This window comes from Sutterella sp. KLE1602, from assembly GCF_001578585.1.
Classification (GTDB): domain Bacteria; phylum Pseudomonadota; class Gammaproteobacteria; order Burkholderiales; family Burkholderiaceae_F; genus Sutterella; species Sutterella wadsworthensis_A.
In genome coordinates, this window is the sequence record NZ_KQ968545.1 from 1 (window position 1) to 20,953 (window position 20,953).

Sequence of the window (20,953 nt, forward strand, 5' to 3'; positions counted from 1 at the left end):
GAGGCAGCTACATGAGGGGAAAGAGCGTGTTTCTAATGATATGGACCACCCACCCGATGCCTAGTCAATCGATTCTCGCAGATTGATAATGGGGCATCACAAGTCTTTATGGAGTCCATATCATGGCTAGAAAGCGCACCCTGTCAACACTCGACACATCAATCGCATACGAACCTGTCGGGCTCGATTGCCCGGGGAGGCTGACATGCTAATGGAAATTCAAACGCCCGAAGGCCGCGTGAAGGCCATGACGCCCGTGATTCTGTCAGCGAGCCGCTCGACCGACATCCCGGCCTATTATGGACAGTGGTTCATGAACCGCCTGCGCGCAGGCTGGTGCGCCTGGGTGAATCCGTTCAACCGCCGTCCCTCGTATGTGTCGTTCAGGGACGTGAAGGCGGTCGTCTTCTGGACGAAGAACCCGGCGCCCTTCCTGCAGCATCTGGACGAGCTCGATGCCCGCGGCCTGCACTACTACTTCCAGTACACGCTCAACGACTACGAGCGGGAGGGCTTCGAGCCCAACGTGCCCGCGCTCGAAAAGCGCATCGAGACCTTCAGGCGGCTCTCCGAGCGGATCGGTCCCGACCGCGTCGTCTGGCGCTTCGATCCGATCATCCTGTCGCCGGGCACCGGTCCGCGCGACATCCTCATGAGGATCTGGACGATCGGCAAGGCATTGAGGGGACTCACGAAGAAGCTCGTCGTGAGCTTCGTCGACGTGGGCGCCTATCGAAAGGTCCAGGCGAACCTCGTGCGCGACACGGATCTCTACACTCGCGAGACCGTGCTGTCGGCCGAACCCGACGAGGCGCAGAGGCGCGAGATCTGCGAGGGCCTCGCCAAGATCCGAGAACGCTGGCATTCGGAAGGCTGGGACATTGAGATTTCGTCCTGTGCCGAGGAGGCCGACCTCGCGGCCTGGGGCATTACGCACAACAGATGCATCGACGGCGAGCTCATGGAAAGAGTGTTCGGCGAGGACAAGGCGCTCGTGCACTTCCTCCACTCGGGCAAGCAGCCTGAGGCGCCTGCCGCAGGGGCGGACTCGCTCTTCGGAGATCCCGTGATCCCCGTGGTTCCGGTCTCCAAGCGCAGGAACCTGAAGGACAAGGGCCAGCGCGAGGCCTGCGGCTGCATCGTGAGCAAGGACATCGGCATGTACGACACGTGCATGCACTTCTGCGCCTACTGCTATGCGAACGCAAGCAGGAAGACCGTGCTCGAGAACCGCAGGCGGCACGATCCCGAGAGCCCGTTCCTCGCAGGCGAGCCCGGGAAGACGAATGAAGATGCAAAGGCGGAAAACACGGAAAACGGAGGCGGCAGGTGAAGCTCTTCAAGGTCATTAGGACGACTGCGTGCGGCGTGAAGTTTGCGACGCGCGTCGGCATCACGGTCGGCAGCAACATGCTCCAGGGCGTCGCGAACGTCGCGGATGTGCCGGGCAGGGCGGCGAAGAAGACCGCCAGAGGAGACTGGGACGGACTTGAACGCCTTGCGGAAAGGACGGCCCGGGGCGTCGGCCGCTCGATCGAGAACAAGTGCACGGCGGCGGGCGAGCTCTTCAGCGAGGCCGAGCGCTGCATCGCGAATCCCGACAGGCGGTTTCTGACGAAGAAGAACGCCGCCGGCGTTGCGGCCGTGGCGACGGCAGCGGTCACGGTGGCGGCGGGCGCCTCGGCGCTGGATCTGGATGTCGTCTCAGACGTGGACGTCGACGGACTTCCCGATGCCGACGGTGCGGGCGGTGCGCTTGCATCGGGCTTCGCGCCTTCGGATCTGTCGGTTGAGAACGGCGTCTTCACGGGCGACGGTCAGGAACTCGACCGCCTGATCCAATACGGGGAGGTCGACGGCACGACCCACGTCGCCTCGGAAGACATCGTGCGCGACATCGGCGCCCGCGACGCCTTCCTCTCCGTCCACGGCTTCGACGGCGTGCCCGAAGGCTACGAGGTCCATCATGTCGTGCCGCTTTCCGAGGGCGGCGCCGACACGCCCGATAACATGATCCTCGTGAGCGAGGCCGACCATGCGGCGATCACCTCGGCGCACGCGGGCTTCTACGGCTGGCGAGACTGAGGTACGGGAGCCGCCGAGGCACCCGAAGGCATGATCGAAAATATGCAGACAGTCCCGCGAGGCGAAGTGCCTGCGGGGCTGTGCAGGAAGAGAGAGGTGAGGCGGGCGTTATTGCAGGTCGACGCCGAGGAAGTCGAGCGCGGTCTGAACGTGAAGCGCGGCGCCCTTGACGAGGACGGACTCGTCGACCTTGTAGCAGCCGTGGTGCTGCGGCCAGACGGCGTCGCAGGCCTCGTTGCGCACGCCGAGAAGGACCATGGCGCCGGGAACCTTCTCCTGATAGAAGGCGAAGTCCTCGCCGCCCATCTGCAGGTCCGCCTCGATGACGCCCTTGTCGCCGAAGATTTTGCCTGCCGCGCCCGTGACGACGTCGATCATGCCCGGATCATTGACCGTGACGGGCACGATGCGCAGGTATTCGACATCGGCCGTGCCGCGCATGGCTTCGGCCGTGCTCCTCGCGATGCGGGTGATCTGCTCCTCGAAGCGGTCGCGCACGGCGGGGCTGAAGGTGCGGGTCGTGCCCTCGAGTTCGGCGGTGCCCGCAACGACGTTGAAGCGGGTGCCCGAGTGGAACTTGCCGACCGTCACGACGGCGGTGTCGCCGGGATAGGTCTCGCGGGAGACGATCGTCTGCAGGTTCTGCGCGATGGCGGCGCCCATGATGAGCGCGTCGGCGCCGAGCTGCGGCTGGGCGCCGTGAGTGGACTTGCCGCGGACGTGGATCTTGAACTGATCGCCCGAGGCCATCATCGGCCCCTTGCGCAGCGCGACCGTGCCGGCGGGATAGTCGGACCAGACGTGCATGCCGAAGCAGGCGTCGACGCCCTCGAGCGCGCCTTCCTCGATCATGGCGCGCGCGCCCAGACCCAGCTCCTCGGCGGGCTGGAAGGCGAAGACGATCGTGCCCTTGAGACGGTCCCTGATTTCGTTGACGATCATTGCGGCCGTGAGCAGCATCGAGATGTGGCAGTCGTGCCCGCAGGCGTGCATGACGCCCGGAACCTCGCTCGCGTAGGGAAGTCCGGTCTCCTCGTTGACGGAGAGCGCGTCGATGTCGCCGCGAAGAAGGATCGTGCGGCCGGGCTGAGCGCCCTCGATGCGGGCGAGCGTGCCCGTGCCGAGGCCGCAGGGACGCCACGGGATGCCTGCGCGGTCGAGCTCGGCGCGGATGCGTTCGGCAGTGCGGACTTCCTTCGTGCTTTCTTCGGGGTGCTGGTGGAACCAGCGGCGCATTTCGATCTGGTACCCGTTCCAGCGGGTCATGAGTTCCTGGAGTGTCATTTTTTGGTCCTGTCAAGGGTCTTCAGGCGCAGGTCCCGTGCGGAAGCGCTGCGCCTGAATGAAAAGAGGTTTGAGGTCTTCCGTCAGAAGAGCTTGACGAAGAAGCCCGCGAGAATGACGGAGGTGATCGTCACCGTCACGAAGCCGCCCACGATCATCGGCGGGAAGAGTCGGCTCATGAGGAAGTCGACCTCGGCCTTGTCGGCGCCTTCCTCCTGACAGATGCGTTCGGTCATGATCGCGTCGAAGGGGAAGCCGTAGAGAGCGGTGAGGCAGGTTGCGAAGCCGAGATAGGGGGAGATCTTGAGGAAGCGTCCGACGATCGCCGCGACGACGGCCATGCCGACGACGCCGATGATGATCAGGAGGACCATCGGGCAGATGAGCTTCGCCATCATTTCGGGATTGCTGTCGCCGAGACCGCTGTAGACGAACATGATCAGAGCGAGGAAGAGGAAGTCCTTCGAGCCGGTGCGCGAGAGCACGTTGGGCTCGAGGAAGCCGAGGCGGCAGAAGACGACGCCGCAGACGAGCGCCCAGATGGCGCCGTTGACCGGCGTGAGCACGCCGAGCACGAAGGCAAGCCAGGCGACGAGCGAGACCTTGAGGAGCACGAAGTACGGCGTGTTCCAGGCCTTGGGCGTGGCGAGCACGCCCTGCTTGGATTCGTTGCCGGGCATGGCGAGTGCGTCGGCCATGACCTTGCGGGCGTCCTCGCCCTTGTCCTCGACCTTGCCCGCGCGGAAGGCGGCGAGCTGGCGGCGGGCCTCAAGCTTGAGGCAGACGGCCGTGAGCGGGTAGCCCGCGAAGCCCTGCACGCAGTACATGACGATCGCGAAGACGGCTGCGGCGGCAAGACCGGCGTCAAGCGCGGCCTTCTGCATCATCGTGGTGGCCACGATGCCGCCCGCGAGCGGCGGGATGCCGGCGATGACGAGCGTGCGGTCCATGAAGAGCGGACCGACGAACCAGCACAGGCCCACGAGCCCGGCGAGGCCCGCAATACAGATGACCACGGTCTTCCACTGCTGGAGCAGGCGCTCGAGACTGAAGAGCGTGCCCATGTGGGTGATGAGGAGGAAGATGGCGACGGAGGAGCCCAGCGGCAGAAGCTTCGAGTCCGCAACGAGCGTCTTTGGGAGGAAGGTCCAGAAGGCGATGAGGATCAGCACGGCGGAGATGAAGACCGACGGAACCCAGCCTTTCGTGAACTTGGAGAGCACCTCGCCCAGCAGGATGATGACGAGGCAGGCCGCAAAGGCCGAGACAAAGTTGTACATGAGCATGGATTGGTTCCTTGACGTGCGGTAGTTGGAGTCTGAGGACGCCGTCGCCCGGGGTCGTCGACGGCGCGTGCACGTTCATGAATTCATTCTGATCCCGTCCAGAAGCACCGGACGACCGAAGGACGTCGAAAGACGACGAAATTTCGACATTCCTTGATGCGGGAGAGGGGATTTCGGCAAATTGTCTTAAGACAAACGCCTTAGAGGCCCAGATCGGAGCCTGATGATGGAAACGCGTGCGGTACAGTCGCTTTAAAGCGACAGCAGGCAAAGACGGGGAGACGAGCGGATGAGGGTGGCGGACCATCGGGCGAGATGGTTCTCATGTACGTGAACGCAGGCGTGAGGGCGGGCAGGGGGCCGCCGATGTTGAGAAACCGCCGTTTCGCTCAACCGGCAAAAACGCCGTTTTCAGCCCGTTTGTTGCGTGAAAGCAACACCTGTTCTCCAGAGTTGGTGCTGTAGAGAACGCCGATGCAGGGGCTTTTCAATCCGTCCTGAGACGAAAGAAGGACCCTTTGTTCTGAAATGCGCGGACAGGCTCGAAGGAGAAGGCGGAAACGGGAGAACGAATCGATGCGGCCCGCATCGTCGGTTCGTTTCCATGGCGAAGCGTCGCGGTTCACGGCGTCGGATCCGCTGCGTCAAACGTGGGGCAAGGTTTGGAGAACGCTTCGAGGGACGTCGGTCCGAGCCGGGGGTGTTCTTCAGTTATCGAACGGGGATGAAAGTCCGGAAGGGTTGCGGCAGAAGGAAGGGCGCGAGTCTGTGGGTGGGGTTGAAGAGAGGTGGCGCATCGTTCGGGGATTGCGCACAATGGCGCAGAGTCACGGCGCGGTGCTGTCTGAAGACGTCCTGAGGGGACGTCGGGAGCCGCGCCCTGATTGTCTCTTGTCAACCATCAAAGGAAAGAAAAAATGAAGAAGAGTTTTGTCGCTCTCGCCGTTCTCGGCGCTTTTGCCGGCACTTCCATGGCTGCCGAGGTCACGATGTACGGTGTCGTCGATACGGGCCTTCTCTATCAGCACGGTGAAGCCAGTGCGTCCATCGACGGCATCGGCAGCGCCAGCGCCGAAGTCGACTCCTTCAGCATGGAACCGGGCACAAACTCCGCCTCCCGCTTCGGCATCCGCGGCACGGAAGACCTCGGCAACGGCATGACGGTGGGCTTCAAGCTTGAAAACGGCTTCGAGTCCGGCACGGGCGCCCTCAAGACGGACAGCAAGCTGTTTGACCGCGAATCCACGCTCTTCATCAAGGGCGGGTTCGGTACAGTCTACGCCGGCCGCATGGGCACGCTCGTCTCCGACGCGGGCTCCGTTGGCTTCTACGGCTCCATGGCCTCCGCTCTGGCCACGGGCTGGTCCGACAACATCGCCGGCCACAACGCCGTCATGGCCAACTACTCGAGCCGCTATGACAACACGATCGCCTACGTTTCGCCGGAATTCGCCGGCGTGACGATCTATGCCCAGTACGCCATGGGCGACACGAACGAAAACAAGGCTTCCAACGACCGCTACGCCGCTCTCGGTGCTGAATGAAAGGCCGGCGCCCTCGACCTCGCCGCTCTCGTCGACTGGACGAACAAGGACTCCTCCATCACCCACAGCAACGGCGCCGAATTCCAGGCGGACATGAACCTTCAGGATGCCTGGACGTTCAACCTCGCTGGTTCCTATGACTTCGGCTTCATGAAGACCTATCTCGCCACCCAGTACTTCAAGGATGCCCGTGACGCGGGTTCCGTCCTTGACTATGTGGGCTTCTTCGACGAAGACAGCGTCTTCAACAATAACGAAGGCGACGTCAAGTTCAACAAGGGTGCCGTTGCCAACACCGGCTATGGCGTGCATCTCTCCACGGCGTTCGACGTTCTCGGCGGCACGATGAAGGCCGGCATCGGCTACATGGACGCCGACATCGACTACGCCAACGACGGCCAGGTCGCCGACTCCAAGGTCTACACGGCTGCCTTCGGCTACGAATACTCGCTCTCCAAGCGCACGCTCGTCTACACGGGGCTCGGCTACACGAAGCGTGAGCTCGACGCCAACTACGAAGGCGTGACCGGCAGCTGGGAAGAAGAAGGCTACGATTTCGCCCTCGGCCTCGTCCACAAGTTCTGAGCTGCCTGATCTTCAGGTCTGACTGAACGCGCCCGCAGGAGGATTCTTCTGCGGGCGTTCTGTTTTTTCGGTGCGGGAAGACAAGGGCGTCATGCCCAGGCTTCGAGGAAGCAGTGCTTGAGGACCGAGAAGTCGCCGAAGCGAACGCCCCTCGGGGCCTCCCTCATGACGACGGGCTTGCCGTGGTAGGCGAAGCCGAAGCCCGCGGCGGCGATCATCTGCAGGTCGTTTGCGCCGTCGCCTCCCGCGATCGTCTCGGAGAGCGAGGCGCCGTTGACTTGGGCGAGCACCTCGAGCGCACGCCGCTTGCCATCGGCATCAAGGATCTTCCCGCCCGCAGGGCCGCGGACGCCGCCCGTAAGCCTGCCGTCCTCAAGGACGAGGCGGTTGCAGACCACGCCCGTCATGCCGAAGCGGCGGGCGACGTGCGTGGCGATCTCCTCGAAGCCGCCCGTGATGATGTAGGTGGCGAGACCGTGCCGCGTGAGAAAGTCGACGAAGTCAAGGGCGCCGGGCGTCGGAACGGCCCGCTCGACGGCGTGGGTCACGATCTCGGCGCTCGATCCCGCGAGTGCGGCTACGCGCTGGCGCAGCGACTCGTCAAACGGAATCAGCCCTTCCATCGCCCTGCGGGTGATTCGGGAGATCCGTTCGCCCGCACCCGCGAAGGCGGCCATCTCGTCGATGCACTCGCTCTCAATGAGCGTCGAGTCCATGTCGAAGCAGGCGACGCGAAAGCGCCTGAGGGAAAGATCGGGCGGCAGGAGCAGGACGTCGACGGCGCTCTCTTCGGCCATGGCCGCAAGCCCCGTCGGGAAGCCCTTCGAGCTCACGCCCGAAAGACGGATGAAGCCGGGTCTGACGAGCTTCGTCCTGAAGTTGAGGCGGTCTGCAAATCCGTGGATCGCACGGTCGTCGCCCGCAAGAAGCATGTCGTTCATCGATTTTCCTCTTTCAATCAGTCATCGTCGTCCGTGCGGGCGCCTTCGGGAAGACCGCGCTCGGGCGTCCAGCCGTCGTTGTTGATGCGATGGGCGCAGGTGACGTAGGCGCGGCCTCCGGATGAGAGTCGTTCAATTCGCTGGTGGAAGGCGCCGAAGGTGAGGTCGAAGGCCTCGCCCGCAGGCGTCCTGCGGACAGGACCGCCGGGAAGCGCCTCGTCGAGAAGGCGGCCCGTGGGCTTCACCATGTCGGAGCCGGAGAGAAGCCCTTCGAGCGTCATGATCGTGACGGCGAGGTCGGCGTGGCCAGCAGGATCGTCGTGGACGGCCGAGCCGGGGAAGGCGCTTCCGCCGACCGCGAGCACGGCGTTGATCTCCTGAGGCAGGAGTCCGCCGTGGTTTCCTGCGCCAAGAGGCAGCTCGGGCGCCATGACGAGGCCGCCCGTTTCGGGATCTCCGCGCGGGACGATGCGAAGGTCGGGCGACCGGCGGCCGTCGGTGAAGACGAGGCGCTCGGAGAAGGTCCCCGGGATTCGGCCCTCGATTGAGCAGGGCTGCTCGGGATCCGAGGGCGAGAAGAGGAGCCCAATGTCGGGCGAGGTCATGAGCGCGTCGCGGGCGCGAAGCTGAAGCGAGAGGTCCGCGGGATTCGTGAACCAGAGTCCCGCGCAGTAGGTTCCGACGAGGACGGCGTCGGCCGAGGCCGTGTCGGCCCCTTCGAGCACCTCGCGCCCCATGAGGATGCTCAGACCCGCTTTTTCAAGAATGCCCTTCATGTCGAAGTGGCGGCGCACGACGCCGTGGCCGTGATCAGACATGACGACGAGCTGCACGCCCGCGTCCCTGCCTTCCGTCTCCCACCACTCGAGCACGCGCGCGAATTGGCGGTCTGCGTCGCGCCTTGCCTCGCGGGTGCGCTCGTCGTCAATGCCGAACTCATGCGAGGAGTGGTCGGGCTCGCCGATCCAGAGGACCGTCACGTCGCCGAGGCCCCTCGGGAGCTCGCGCTCGAAGAAGAGGTCGACGACGAGCTTCGTGCCCCTGAAGTCGGGAAATTCAAGCGGAACGCCCGGGCCGAAATCTTCGACGAGCTCGCGGCGCTCGTTGTCCGGAACGCTCGTCACGAGGTCGTGCACGCAGGCGCAGACGTGGTCGGGATAACGGTCGGCGTAGAGGTGCTGAAGGCGCGTGCTGCCCTTCGAGTTGGCGCAGTAGACGCGCATGGTTTTGCCGGCGGCGCCGAGACGCTCGCCCATGGTGGGAACGAGCAGGAGCCCGTCCTCGCGGCGATGGCGCAGCACGTGCTCGAGGTCTAAGCCGAAGAAGACGCCGTCGGCGCCTCCCATGTCGCGGCGCCAGTAGCAGTTGGCGACGAGGCCGTGGCCCGTCGGGCGAAAGCCCGAGAAGATGCCGGGATGGTTGACGTAGGTCTCGGTCGGAAAGTCCGCAAGGTAGTGCGACCACGAGTGGTTCGAGGCCATGAAGCGCGAGAGCGCGGGCATGTCGACCTCGACGCTGTCGGGGCGAAGGCCGTCGAAGCCCACGATCACGAAGCGGACGGCGGCGGATGAGGAGGAATTTGAGGTCATGAGTGTCTTCTTATCGTGCGGCGGGTTCGAGCTTCTGCTGGACCCAGTCGCCGAGGATGGACATGGAGAGCGTGGAGACGACGATCACGAGGCCGGGGATCACGGCGATCCACCAGGCGGTCGTGAGGTAGTCGCGCCCGAAGCCCAGCATGGTCCCGAGGGAGCTCATCGGAGGCTGAACGCCGACGCCGAGGAAGGAGAGCGAGGTCTCGAGGAGGATCATGCCGGGGAAGTTGAGGGTCATGTTGACGACGAGGGCCGAGGCGATGTTGGGCAGGATGTGCCTCAGGGCGATCGAGACCGTGGGCAGTCCGAGGCCCTCGAGTGCGCAGGCGTAGCCCTCGGTGTAGGCGGAGCGCGAGAGGTTTCGCGTGAGCCTTGCGTAGCGGTCCCATCCGTAGACGGCCATGATCACGATGATGACGGTGACGTCGGTGCCGAGGAAGGCGATGATCGTGAGGGCCAGGATGATGAAGGGGAGCGAGGCCGTGAAGTCAATGCCGCAGTTGACGGCGTCGTCGACGATGCCGCCGAAGCGGGCGGCGAGAAAGCCGAGCAGCGTGCCGATGACGGCGCCGAGCAGCGTGCCCACGACGGCGAGCACGAAGGACATGCGGATCGAGTAGAGAAGGCGCGAGAAGATGTCGCGCCCGAGCTCGTCGGTGCCGAGGATGTGAGCGGCGGACTCAAACGGCATGAGGAGGCGGGCCGTGAGGTCCATGGCCTCGAGGTCGTACGGGGCGAGGACGGGCGCGAGGAGCCCTGCGGTGAAGAAGACGGCGAGGATGATGCCTGCCGCAATGGCGAGTGCGGGACGTGTGGTCATCAGTTGTCTCCCTTGCGAAGGCGCGGGTTGACGACGAGTGCGAGAAGGTCCATGAGAAGGTTTGCGGTGACGAGCGAGGCGCCCGTGACCAGCACGATCATCTGCACGACGGGAATGTCGCGCGAGGCGACCGACTGGACGAGGAGCTTGCCGACGCCGGGCCAGGAGAAGACGTTTTCGGTGATGACGGCGCCCGCGACGAGCGTGCCGAGGAAGAAGCCGAGGATCGTGAGGATCGAGAGCATGGCGTTGGGAAGCGCATGGAGCCAGATGATCCTGCGCTCGGGCAGGCCGCGCATGCGGGCCGCCCTCACGCACGGGAGGCGCAGCGCGTCGATCATGGCGCTTCGGGCATAGCGCGAGAAGATCGCGGCCTCCGAGGTCGCCATCGTGATGATCGGCATTATGTAGTGCCAGACGGTTGCGTTGCCGTAGGACGGGAGCCATCCGAGCTGGATCGAGAAGACGAGCAGAAGGAGGACGCCCATGAAGAAGTTGGGCACCGCATAGCCGAAGACCGACATCACCATGAGGCTGCGGTCGAGGAGCGTGTTGCGGTGAAGCGCGGCGCACACGCCCGACGGAATGCCGATGAGGAGCGTCACGACGGCGGTCGGAATCATGAGCGAGAGCGTGGGGCCGAGCGCGTCGAGGAAGACGTCCCTCACGGGCTGGCCCGTCATGTAGCTCGTGCCCATGTCGAGCGAGACGAACTTCTCGAGGTAGACGAGGAACTGCTGCCAGAGCGGCAGGTTGAGGCCCCACTGGGCGCGGAAGGCCTCGAGCGCCACCTCGTCGGCGGCGTTGCCGAGCATGATGCGGGCCGGATCGCCCGTCATGTGAAGGCCGAAGAAGACGCAGGCCGTGAGGAGCAGGAGCGTGAACGCGGCGCGAAGAAGGATTCGGAAGACGACGGCGAACATGGATCAGGCCTCCGGATGCAAGAGGAAGGAGGGGCCCGAAAAGCAGGCCGCGAGGTGTCCGCTGCCGTCGTCCCTGAGGGGCGGCACGTCGGTGCGGCAGCGCGCCTCGGCAAGCGGACAGCGGGAGGCGAAGACGCAGCCCTTCGGACGGTCGATCGGACTGGGCATGGCTCCTTTCGGGTAGTAGCGCACGACGTGCGCGTCGGCGCCCGGAGTCGAGGCCATGAGGAGCTTCGTGTAGGGATGCAGGGGCCGGCTGAAGACCGCTTCGACGGTGCCCGACTCGACGATGCGGCCGAGGTACATCACGGTCACGCGGTCGCAGATGCAGCGCACGACGCTGAGGTTGTGCGAGACGAAGAGCATTGCCATCTTCATGCGGTTGCGAAGCTGCAGGAGGAGTTCGAGCACCTGCGCTTGAATCGAGACGTCGAGCGAGGCGACGGGTTCGTCGCAGACGAGAAGCGCGGGTTCGAGCGCCACGGCGCGGGCGATGGCCGCGCGCTGGAGCTGGCCGCCCGACATGACGGACGGACGCCTGCCGGCGTGGTGCGCGGGAAGGCCTGCGGCCCTGAGCACTTCGAGCGCGGCCTTCGCGGCCGCCTCCTTCGAGAGGCCCCTGTGGTGGCGAAGCGGTTCGGCCACCTGCTCGATGATCGGAAGACGCGGATCGAAGCAGGCGTACGGGTCCTGATGGATCATCTGCATGGAGGCGCGCTGGGCGCGCCAGGCGGCGGAGTCTCGCTCAGGGATCGGCGCGTTCTTGAAGCGCACTGTGCCTTCGGTGGGCTCGATGAGGCCGAGCGCGAGGCGCGCGAGCGTCGATTTGCCGCAGCCCGATTCGCCCACGAGTCCCATGACCTCGCCCGAGCGGACCTGCAGGTCGATGTCCTGCAGGACGTCCCAGGGACGGCGGCGGCCGAGAAGGCCCTGCCTCGAGACGTAGCAGTGGCGGGCGATGCGGATATCGGAGATGACGGGAAACTCGGTGTCCTGAACGGGCAGGGACGCAAGGCGCGAGGCGCACGAAGGCGCATGCGGGGCGGCGGTGAGGAGCGCGGCGTCGCAGCGGGTGCGCCTGCGGCCGTCCTCGACGGCCGTCATGGCGCCGAGACTTTCGCGGCAGGCGTTCGTGACGCGCGGGCAGCGCGAGGCGAAGGGACAGCCCGAGCCGAGCTTGTCGGGCGGCGGAATCTCGCCTTTGATCGGGATGAGCCGGCCGCGGGTGCCGTCCATGGCGGGCATGGCCCTCAGAAGGCCTTCGGTGTAGGGATGGGCGGGACGCGTGATGACGTCGGAGACGGGGCCTTCCTCAAGGACGTGGCCCGCGTACATGACGGAGACGTCGTCGGCGACGTCGCGGGCGAGGTTCAGGTCGTGCGTGACGATGAGCATCGACATGCCGCGCGCCTGCACGAGCGCACGCATTTCCTGCAGGAGCTCCCGCTGCACGACGACGTCGAGCGCCGTGGTGGGTTCGTCGGCGAGGAGCAGCCTGGGGCTGCCCGTGAGGGCGAGCGCGATCATCACGCGCTGGCGCATGCCGCCCGAGAGCTGGTGGGCGTAGGCGTTCATGCGCTTTTCGGGCGCGGTGATGCCGACGGTGCGCAGAAGCTCGAGCGCAATGTCGTGGCGGTCGGCGCGTGAGCTGCGCGAAGCACGCGAGGCGCCGCTTCGGAAGTCGGGATGGCGGCAGGCGATGGTTTCGACGAGCTGCTCGCCGATCGTGCGCATCGGGTTGAGCGCGGACATGGCGTCCTGGACGACGAGGCCGATGTCGGCCCCTCGGATGGCGCGGTACTCGCGTTCGGAAAGACCGACGAGCTCGCGGCCGAGAAAGCGGATGGAGCCCGTGGTGCGGGCGCCGCGGCCGGCCAGGCCGAGGATCGAGCGGGCGAGGACGCTCTTGCCCGAGCCCGACTCGCCGATGAGCGCATGGATGCGCCCGCAGTGAACGGTGAGGTCCACACCGTGCAGCACGTCGACGGCGTCGAACGAGACGCGAAGGCCGCGCACGTCAAGAAGCTTGCAGGTGGAGAAGGTCTCTGCAGACATGTTGGACATGTGAGACATGTATTGAAGGTGAGGGACGTGAGGAATCCGGAAAGACCGGGACGGAGAACGCGGGCGGACGCACGGGATGACGGGATCCCTGCGTCCGCGGCTTTCGTGCGTTCGGCGTGCGGGGCCGGATCCCGGACGGCCGCCCTGCGCGGGAGGTCGTCCGGAATCCGATGCCGGAGGATGCCGGCATTACTGGAAGGACAAGTTCTCCGCCGAGAGGTCGAGGCTTCCCTGGAGGGCGCTCGCCTCCCAGACGACGTTCTTCTGCTTGGCGTAGAGCATCGGGAGCGAGTAGAGCGGGCAGGCCCAGGGATTCTGCGAGAAGACCTTCAGCATCTCGCCCCAGGCGGCCTTGCGCTCGGCGGGATCGACGCTCGTCTCGAGCTTTTCGCCAAGCTCGCAGAAGCGCCTGTACTCGGCCGAGTCGGCGACGTAGCCGTTCTGCACCCAGAAGCTCGAGGGCTTGAGGCGGCGCCAGAGCTGGGCGACGGGATCGGGATAGTAGGCGGAGAAGCTCGCGTTGTTGATCATGCGGTCGCGGCCCGGCGCCTCGACCTGGGTCCAGTTTTCCTTGACCTCGATCTTCACGTTGAGGCCTGCGGCCTTGAGCATGGAGGCGACGGCCTGCGTGACGACGAGCTCCTGCGTGTAGTAGCCCGCCTGGATGCGCCAGACGATGGGCTCGCCCCTGTAGCCCGAGGCCTTGACGAGAGCCCTGGCCTTGGCGGGATCGTAGAGTTTTTCGCCCGCCGTGGCGAGATAGAGTTCGCCGAAGGTCTTCGACTGGAAGCTGTCGGCCGTGGAGGTGCGGCCCGCGAAGAGCGCGTTGACGAGAATGTCGCGGTCGATCGCGTGGAGGATGGCCTGACGGAGTTCCTTCGACTGCATGACGGCGGAGGACTTGCAGTCGAAGACGAGGCCGTAGATGTTGTCGATGGCGCCGCCCGTGACGTCGATGCGGCCGTCGGCAGAAAGAGGCTTCACCTGATCCGGCGGGACTTCGGTGATGAGGTCGAATTCGCCCGAGCGAAGGCCCGCGACGCGGGCGGAGAGTTCGGGCACCTCGACGAAGCTCACCTTGGCGGCGGGTGCCGTCTTGCCCCAGTAGCCGTCGAAGCGCGTGAGCTCAAGACGGTTGCCGGTCTTGAAGGAGGCGATCCTGTAGGGACCCGTGCCCACGGGCGCCTTGAGCCACTTCTCCCAGCCGCCCGCAGCCTTCCAGCCGTCCTCGGAGATGATCTCGGAGGTGCGCGCGGAGAAGCGGCGCTCGACCATCGGGTCGGGCGCCTTCATGGTGACGCGAACGGTGAGGTCGTCGACCTTGACCACTTCTTTGAGGTTGCCGAGGAATTCCCAGGCGACGGCGCGGCCCGGCGCCTTTTCGCCTGAGAAGCGCTCGGGCCCGAACGTGAAGACGACGTCATCGGCCGTGAGCGGCGTGCCGTCGTGGAACCTGACGCCGGAGCGCAGCTTGAACTCGACCGTGTCGGGTGAGAGGCGGCACCACGATTCGGCAAGTCCCGGCTTGAGCTCGCCCGTCTTCTGGTCCGCCTTGAGGAGCGTCTCGAAGACGTTGCCGACATAGCGGTCGATCGCGTTGTTGTTGATGCCCTGCGGCTCGATGATGGTCGGAATCTGCGGCATCGCGATCACCATGTGATCGGCCGAGGCCCAGGCGTTGAGGACGCTGGAACAGAAGAGGGCCGCGAGGGCGGCGGTCTTGCGGATCTTGAACATTTACATTTCCTGCAGCAACGCGCGGAGCTCCGAATGACGAATGAAGGGAGAGTCCCGCGCCGGACTCCGCACGGAGTCCGAAAACAAAGGTCTGAATGCGGTGACGACTCACGCTGAGGCTCCGGCACCGGAGAAAACGAACTGAAGGCGCGGGCCGCACGACGTTCGCCGTCGCCGTGAGATTCTGAAGACCTTGTGCTTCACGAAGACGACACGGACATGACGTTTTGATGACGATGGAGGCGGACGGTCGGTTCGCGGATGGACGCGGCGGATGCTCAGGAATAGGGCCGTTCAATCGTTCAAATTGATGTCATCAATATCATGAGGAGTGTTTGTAAAACACTATGTCAATCGGGACAGCCCTTCCGAAAGTCTGGGACAATGAGCTGACAGAGGGGGCGGTGTGCCGCCCCGAACCCTACGAAGTCAAAGGAAGACAGAAATGGAAGACAAGGACGTCATTCTCGAAGCCATGCGCAAGGCGGGCGAACCGCTCAATGCCGGCAAGGTCGCCGAACTTACGGGTCTTGACCGCAAGGCGGTCGACAAGGCCTTTGCGGCGATGAAGAAGACGGGTGAAATCGTCTCGCCGGTCCGCTGCAAGTGGGAGCCGGCTCAGAAATAAGCCGCGCCCTGCACGGGCTTGACTAAAAAAAAGGATGAGGGGCGCCTGTCTTCGGACGGGCGCCCTGACTTTTTGGCGCTCGCGGGCAACTTCGCATGGCCCTGCCCGGAGGAGATGAAAATCCATTCCCGACTCTCATCCATCGATTTTCAGTGAGGGATCGATCCGTACCGTGTGGTGTCCGGCAAAGTCATTCCATGCACGGCATCCTATAATGAAAAAGATTTCGCTAGTTCCCTCCATGAGATCCATGCGATTCGAAAACAACATGCATAGTCGAGCACGCTCCTGCCTGCTGTCACACGCGAGCCATCCTTCGATATCGCCACCTAAAACCTGACTGTTCGAAACCTCAGGTCAATCGGCTGGTCTCCAAAGGCTCCGAAGCACACAGGCCGGGCTTTGCCCGCACCATCCCTTCTTGAGGTATCCCATCATGGTAGTCATCATTGCATTGCTTCACTGCCTTCCGCCCATCCTCGGAGCACTCATCGGAGGAAGAGAGGGACTTGCCACCGGCACGATCATCGGTGTGATTTGCGCCTTTGTCTTCGGCGCTTTTGTGTTCACGATTCCGGACCTTCTGGGCGTTGGTCTCGGTTTTGTCATCGGCAAGGCGTTCACCCGCTGAAATTGTCCCTCAACCGCTGCTCGTCTGACGGCCTCCCGTTATTGACGGCTTGAGGCTTTATCTGACGGGCATCCGGCTTTCTCTCGTCCCGTTTGCACCTGCAAGCGATCACGCCCGCTCTCATCCCCACCAACCAAACTCAGTACGGCAATCGACCGGCTCTCCGCAATTGATGCCCGAAACACCGGCGAATCGGATGACAGTGCTTCGCCACTCATCCGAGGAGAGTGTGCTGAGTACCTTGTCGAGATGTGCAGGCGCCGATTCTCTTCTCCAAGCCAGAAAGTAGTCCTCAACGGTCAAAGGCAGAAAGTCGGCGCCGGCCTGCCGTGCAGCGTTTTCTACGCAGAGGCCCGCGTCCGCACGTCCTGCAGCGACGGCCATCGCGACGGCGCGATGCGACACCTCCGTCGAAACGCGGTGCAATCCTGCCGGATCCAGATCCGCCTGAGCACACAAATCTCTCAAAAGGACTTCGGTCCCGGTACCGACAGCGCGGCCTGCATATTGAAGACCGTCGCGCAAGACATCCCGGATGGAGGAGATGCGAAGGGGATTTCCGGGTGCCACGGCCAGTCCCTGAGTGCGGGAGGCAAATCGACAGAGGCACATGGCTTCGGGATCGATGAGAGGAGCGAAGGTACGGGCCGCTTCACTCTCTCTGCCGGCGCCGCGGGGAAAGTTGAAGCCGGCGAAATCGCACTTCTCGTCTGCCAGAGCCCGGAGCCCCGAGACGCTGGTACTGAACTGCAGGTCCGCGATGAGATGAGAAGGAAAGAGAAAGGCGGGCAAGGTCGCGAGCCATGGATCGAAGCAGCCGGCAATGGTCACGATGTCCGCATCAGGGTTGCAGGCTGCGGCAAAAGCAGCGTTGAGCTCGGTCCGCATCTTCTCCATTTGAACGGCGTAGTTCGCCATAACGGTTCGCTCCGCCCAGAGAAGCTTCTGGCCAAGCGGCGAGAGTCGCGCGCGTTTGCCTTGTTCACGAATGACGAGCTTCTGTCCGAATCTCTCCTCCCAGATCTCGATCTGCCCCCAGAAATAGCGGTAGGAGACGCCAAGGCTGCGGGCGGCCTGCTGAAGTCCCTTGCCGCTTTCGATCGCGGCAAGCTGACGGATGAGAAGGTTGGAGAGTCCCTGCCCGGCCTCGTCGGACGGCACGATGTTATAAGCGAATTCAACTGAATACATGGAGTACGGCCCTTAAGCTGATGCCTTGATATTGCCCGCCTTGCGCTTCAAAAGCAAACGCCCGATCGAAGGACCGGGCGTTGCCAGGCGTGAGATGCTCCGAGGCGTCTCAGACGCCGGGAGCATCATGAGGCTCTCGCCTCAAGCAAGGTACTCAGGCGGAATGACGATCATCTTGCGATTGATGTCGGAGATGCGCTGTGCGCCGGTGAGAACCATCGCGACCGCGAGTTCGCTCTTGATCTTGTTGGCAAAGAGCGCAACGCCGTCTTCGAGACCGCCATGAGCAGCACGGACGAAGTGACGGCCGACGAGCGTGCACTGGGCGCCGAGCGCCAGATACTTCTCGACGTCGGTACCTCGGGCAACCGTGCCGTCCACCATGATGTAGCAGCGACCGTTGACCTTGTCGGCGATGCGCGGGAGCACGGCTGCCGTCCCCGGAGTGTCGGCGAGCGTACGGCCGCCGTGATTGGAGACGACGATGCCGGCGGCGCCCGCCTGAACGCACAGTTCGGCTTCGTCAGGCGTCATGATGCCCTTGAAAAGAAGCGGAAGCGGCGAGGCACTGACGAGTTCCTTCAACTGTTCGAAGGTCTTGGGTTCGACAGTCTGGCCCTTCGTGGCGCGAGCGGCTCGGCCTGCACTGTCAAGGTCGATCGTGAGCGCGACGACACCGGCCTGTTCGGCAAGCTTCATGCGTTCGATGATGTCCTTGTTGAGACGCGGCTTGAGACCGACGATGGCCTTGTAGCCGAGGGACTTGAGCGTCTGAAGACGTTCCTCGAAGACGGGGAGCGGATCACCGATGCCGTCCGCCACGGCGCCGAGCGTGCCGGCCTTCGTGCAGCCGCCGCAAATGGCAGTGACGAATTCCTTTTCGGTGAGCTTGCCGCCCATGTTGTAGGTGGTGCCGCCCGTCGGCGCGGCAACGGCCGGCATGGAGATCTTCGTCCCGAAGAAGTCGATGGACGTGTCGGGCACATGCACTCCGTGGATCACACGGCTGTTGAGCTGCACTGCGGCGAGAGAGTCATAGTTGGCCTGGAAGCCTCGGCTTGCGCCCATGCCGCCGAAACCGGGAACCTGACCGACGCAGGGCCCCCTGCCGTTGCATTCAGGACAGACGTAGCAGCGCGGCATCATCATTTCACGGGCGCGCTTGCGAATGGACTCATAATCCATTTTGCCTTCGAGCGGACGAATCTTCGGTTTTTCACCGGCTTCAGCCGCCAACATTTCAGAGGATCCGAGAACCGCCGCCATGGCGACGGATGCGCCGCCGCGCAGGAAGCCGCGACGATCAAGCAAAACTTGTTTGGACATGGTCTTTCTCCTTTTTTTTTCAGAGAGAGGCCGATCACCGACACGCCCGTGTCCGATTCAACGACCTCTCGAGGGTCAAGACCATTATCCACTTATGCTTCTCTGTGCATATGTTTATGTGTTCATATGTTGACGGACGGCATAGAGCATGAGTGAATTTACGGTATCTGGCCCGCCCGAATTGAGGTCGTCGGTCAGGGCGTCAAGTCCTATACTCAGATTGCGGCACCCGTCCGACGCAGGACCGGGCAGAGCTCTCGACGAAGAGATCGGGAGCACCGATGGCGTGAGGATTGCCCGGCAGCATGGCTGCGATATCCGCGTCGTTTTCATGGACGATCTTGAGGGAATTCATAATGGAAGGGATTACGTACCGACAGGATATCGAGGAAACGATCGAGCGCTACAAGGAACGAGTGGCGAAGAATCCCGAGGACGAGATTGCGAAGGAAGTGCTTCAGGATCTGGAGTGGGAGCTCAGGTTGATCGATAGGAAAGAAAGAGCCCGACCGGTGGACCTTCTTTATGAGTGGCCCGAACATCAATGAGTAAGAGCCTAAAAAAGGATGAGGAGCGCCTGTCTTCGGACGGGCGCCCTGACTTTTTGGCGCTCGCGGGCGCGCTGAAAAGTAGCCTGCAAGTCGCTAAAATACGGCACTTTCAGTTCAGGGCCTGCGTTTCGGGCCTCTTCAGTCTTTCTGCACATGTCCTTCGAAATCGAACGCCGCCGCATCTATTCGAGCGGCACCATCTTCCGCATGGCCGTTCCGCTGATGCTGAGCTTCCTGCTCGAGCAGCTCATCGGCATGACCGACGTCGCCTTTCTCGGGCGTGTCGGCGAAGTGGAGCTCGGCGCCGCAGCGCTCGCGGGCGTCTTCTTCCTCATGCTCATGATGTTCGGCATGGGGTACGGCTTCGGCGTGCAGGCGCACATGAGCAGGAAGAACGGCGAGAAGGCCTGGGCGGAGATCGGGCGGTCGTTCCGCTCCGGGGTGCTCTTTCTCACGGGGCTCGCGGCGGTTCTCATCGTGCTCTCCGACCTTGCGGCCAAGCCTTTTCTCGATACGGCCTGCGAGTCGGCGGCGGTGGCTGAGGCGGCCGACACGTATCTCTACTGGCGCGTCTGGGGCCTGCCCTTTGTGTTTGCCTGCGCGCTTTTGCGTGCGTTCTTCATCGCGACGCTCAGGCCCGGCGTCCTGACGGCGAGCTCGCTCGTCATGGTCGCCTCGAACTTCGTCCTCAACTACGTGCTCATCTTCGGCGCGGGTCCCGTGCCCGCGATGGGCATTGCGGGCGCGGCCATTGCCTCGACGATTTCGGAGGCGGTCTGCCTCGTGTTCCTGCTCGGCTACGTGCTCCTTCGTGTGGACCACGGGAAGTATGCGCTCTTCGGGAGCTTCTCCTGGGACGGCGCGCTGCAGCGCTCGCTCTTCAGGCTTGGGCGCTGGCTGATGGTGCAGGAGGCCTTTGCGTTCTTTGCGTGGCTTCTCTTCTTCCTCGCGGTCGAGCATCTCGGTGAGGAGCCTCTGGCGGTCTCGAACATCGTGCGCCAGATCTGCTCGACGCTCTTCCTATTCATCCACGCCTTCGGCTCGACGTGCGGTGCCGTCGCTGCAAACCTGATCGGCGAGGGCAGGGAGGACGAGGTGCCGGGCCTCGTGCGACGCGGCCTCGTGCTCTGCGCCGTTTCGATGCTGCCCGTCATGCTGCTCGCCGCCGTGTTCCCCTCGGCCGTGCTCGGGGTCTTCACGAGCATCGAGGGCGTGATCTCGGCCGCGAACGCGACCTTTTACGTGATGCTCGGCTCCTTCCTCACGGCCGTGCCCGCGATGTATCTGCTCTTCGTGATGGGCGGCATCGGCCGAACCTGGGAGAGCTCGGTCGCGACCATCGCCGCCTCGGCCGTCTATCTCTGCTACGTCTTCACGATCACGCGCCTCACGACGAACGTCGCCGTCGTCTGGACCGCCGACTGGATCTACTACATCACGGCGGGCGTCGTGCTGTGGCACTACTGGCGCAAGGGCGTCTGGCGTACGCACGCCTGAAGGCGATCTGCCTGAGGAGCTTGCGCCCGAGTCGTTTTCATGAAGTTGAACGGATTCCCCGCGCATTCCCCATCCATGTGGCACACATGGGTGGGGTCAAGCGGGGCTGACGAAGTCAGTCAATCTCAAGTTATTCAAGATGATCCAGTGGATAAGTTCTTAAATCTCTTCTTGCACAGGGATTAAGCAGTAAAACGAACGCGAAATCACAGGATCATTTTGCGATTCTGGTGCAGCACTTTTGCTTGTACTCATAAAATTGTCG

The 20,953-nt window shown here is 63.7% G+C and carries 17 protein-coding genes and 1 pseudogene; 7 read left to right on the forward strand and 11 right to left on the reverse strand.

Annotated elements, in window-relative coordinates:
- The first annotated feature begins 205 nt into the window (after window positions 1-205).
- Entirely contained in the window at window positions 206-1,333 is a 1,128-nt protein-coding gene (locus HMPREF3036_RS07220; protein ID WP_062332982.1) for a DUF1848 domain-containing protein, read from the forward strand.
- Entirely contained in the window at window positions 1,330-2,085 is a 756-nt protein-coding gene (locus HMPREF3036_RS07225; RefSeq protein ID WP_062332986.1) for an HNH endonuclease signature motif containing protein, read from the forward strand. Before HMPREF3036_RS07220 ends, HMPREF3036_RS07225 begins: the two co-directional genes overlap by 4 nt.
- 108 nt (window positions 2,086-2,193) lie before the next feature.
- Here HMPREF3036_RS07225 and HMPREF3036_RS07230 read toward each other — a convergent pair whose 3' ends face one another.
- The 3 genes from HMPREF3036_RS07230 to HMPREF3036_RS11890 all read right to left on the reverse strand — a co-directional run bounded on the left by HMPREF3036_RS07230 (window position 2,194) and on the right by HMPREF3036_RS11890 (window position 5,281).
- Window positions 2,194-3,369: a M20 metallopeptidase family protein gene (locus HMPREF3036_RS07230; RefSeq protein ID WP_062332989.1), complete on the reverse strand. Its 1,176-nt coding sequence runs from the start codon at window positions 3,367-3,369 to the stop codon at window positions 2,194-2,196.
- Window positions 3,370-3,452: 83 nt separating this feature from the next.
- Window positions 3,453-4,655, reverse strand: coding sequence for a hypothetical protein (locus tag HMPREF3036_RS07235; protein WP_005435058.1), 1,203 nt, complete (start codon window positions 4,653-4,655; stop codon window positions 3,453-3,455).
- A 389-nt stretch (window positions 4,656-5,044) separates the two neighbouring features.
- Entirely contained in the window at window positions 5,045-5,281 is a 237-nt protein-coding gene (locus HMPREF3036_RS11890; protein WP_156469769.1) for a hypothetical protein, read from the reverse strand.
- Window positions 5,282-5,572: 291 nt separating this feature from the next.
- Between HMPREF3036_RS11890 and HMPREF3036_RS11565 the strand changes: the two are divergent.
- Window positions 5,573-6,784, forward strand: a pseudogene (locus HMPREF3036_RS11565) (porin).
- Window positions 6,785-6,873: 89 nt separating this feature from the next.
- On the opposite strand, the gene serB reads toward HMPREF3036_RS11565, so the two are convergent.
- The 6 genes from serB to HMPREF3036_RS07275 form a co-directional block, all read right to left on the reverse strand.
- The gene (serB, locus tag HMPREF3036_RS07250; protein ID WP_062332998.1) at window positions 6,874-7,725 is read right to left on the reverse strand and encodes a phosphoserine phosphatase SerB; all 852 of its coding nucleotides are present in this window, start codon (window positions 7,723-7,725) and stop codon (window positions 6,874-6,876) included.
- A gap of 17 nt (window positions 7,726-7,742) precedes the next feature.
- Window positions 7,743-9,314, reverse strand: coding sequence for an alkaline phosphatase family protein (locus tag HMPREF3036_RS07255; protein WP_062333001.1), 1,572 nt, complete (start codon window positions 9,312-9,314; stop codon window positions 7,743-7,745).
- Window positions 9,315-9,324: 10 nt separating this feature from the next.
- Window positions 9,325-10,140 (reverse strand): ABC transporter permease, encoded by an 816-nt coding sequence (locus tag HMPREF3036_RS07260; protein ID WP_062333004.1) that lies wholly within the window; start codon window positions 10,138-10,140, stop codon window positions 9,325-9,327.
- On the reverse strand, window positions 10,140-11,063 hold the full coding sequence (locus tag HMPREF3036_RS07265) for an ABC transporter permease (RefSeq protein WP_062333007.1): 924 nt from the start codon (window positions 11,061-11,063) through the stop codon (window positions 10,140-10,142). The genes HMPREF3036_RS07260 and HMPREF3036_RS07265 overlap by 1 nt, the downstream gene beginning before the upstream one ends.
- A 3-nt stretch (window positions 11,064-11,066) precedes the next feature.
- Entirely contained in the window at window positions 11,067-13,127 is a 2,061-nt protein-coding gene (locus tag HMPREF3036_RS07270) for a dipeptide ABC transporter ATP-binding protein (protein WP_005435067.1), read from the reverse strand.
- Between the two features lie 189 nt (window positions 13,128-13,316).
- Entirely contained in the window at window positions 13,317-14,864 is a 1,548-nt protein-coding gene (locus tag HMPREF3036_RS07275) for an ABC transporter substrate-binding protein (protein ID WP_062333010.1), read from the reverse strand.
- Window positions 14,865-15,309: 445 nt separating this feature from the next.
- Between HMPREF3036_RS07275 and HMPREF3036_RS07280 the strand changes: the two genes are divergently transcribed.
- Both HMPREF3036_RS07280 and HMPREF3036_RS07285 read left to right on the forward strand, forming a co-directional pair.
- Window positions 15,310-15,492, forward strand: a complete 183-nt coding sequence (locus HMPREF3036_RS07280) for a hypothetical protein (RefSeq protein WP_005435071.1) — start codon at window positions 15,310-15,312, stop codon at window positions 15,490-15,492.
- Between the two features lie 436 nt (window positions 15,493-15,928).
- Window positions 15,929-16,123: a hypothetical protein gene (locus HMPREF3036_RS07285; protein WP_062333014.1), complete on the forward strand. Its 195-nt coding sequence runs from the start codon at window positions 15,929-15,931 to the stop codon at window positions 16,121-16,123.
- A gap of 120 nt (window positions 16,124-16,243) precedes the next feature.
- On the opposite strand, the gene HMPREF3036_RS07290 is transcribed toward HMPREF3036_RS07285, so the two are convergent.
- Entirely contained in the window at window positions 16,244-17,314 is a 1,071-nt protein-coding gene (locus tag HMPREF3036_RS07290) for a substrate-binding domain-containing protein (protein ID WP_062333017.1), read from the reverse strand.
- Window positions 17,315-17,455: 141 nt separating this feature from the next.
- Window positions 17,456-18,640, reverse strand: a complete 1,185-nt coding sequence (locus tag HMPREF3036_RS07295) for an alpha-hydroxy-acid oxidizing protein (RefSeq protein WP_197457954.1) — start codon at window positions 18,638-18,640, stop codon at window positions 17,456-17,458.
- A gap of 305 nt (window positions 18,641-18,945) precedes the next feature.
- Here HMPREF3036_RS07295 and HMPREF3036_RS07300 point away from each other — a divergent pair, with 305 nt between their 5' ends.
- Both HMPREF3036_RS07300 and HMPREF3036_RS07305 read left to right on the forward strand, forming a co-directional pair.
- Complete coding sequence (locus HMPREF3036_RS07300) at window positions 18,946-19,188, forward strand: hypothetical protein (RefSeq protein ID WP_062333024.1); 243 nt, start codon at window positions 18,946-18,948, stop codon at window positions 19,186-19,188.
- A gap of 156 nt (window positions 19,189-19,344) precedes the next feature.
- Entirely contained in the window at window positions 19,345-20,688 is a 1,344-nt protein-coding gene (locus HMPREF3036_RS07305; protein ID WP_062333027.1) for an MATE family efflux transporter, read from the forward strand.
- The last annotated feature ends 265 nt before the right edge of the window (window positions 20,689-20,953 follow it).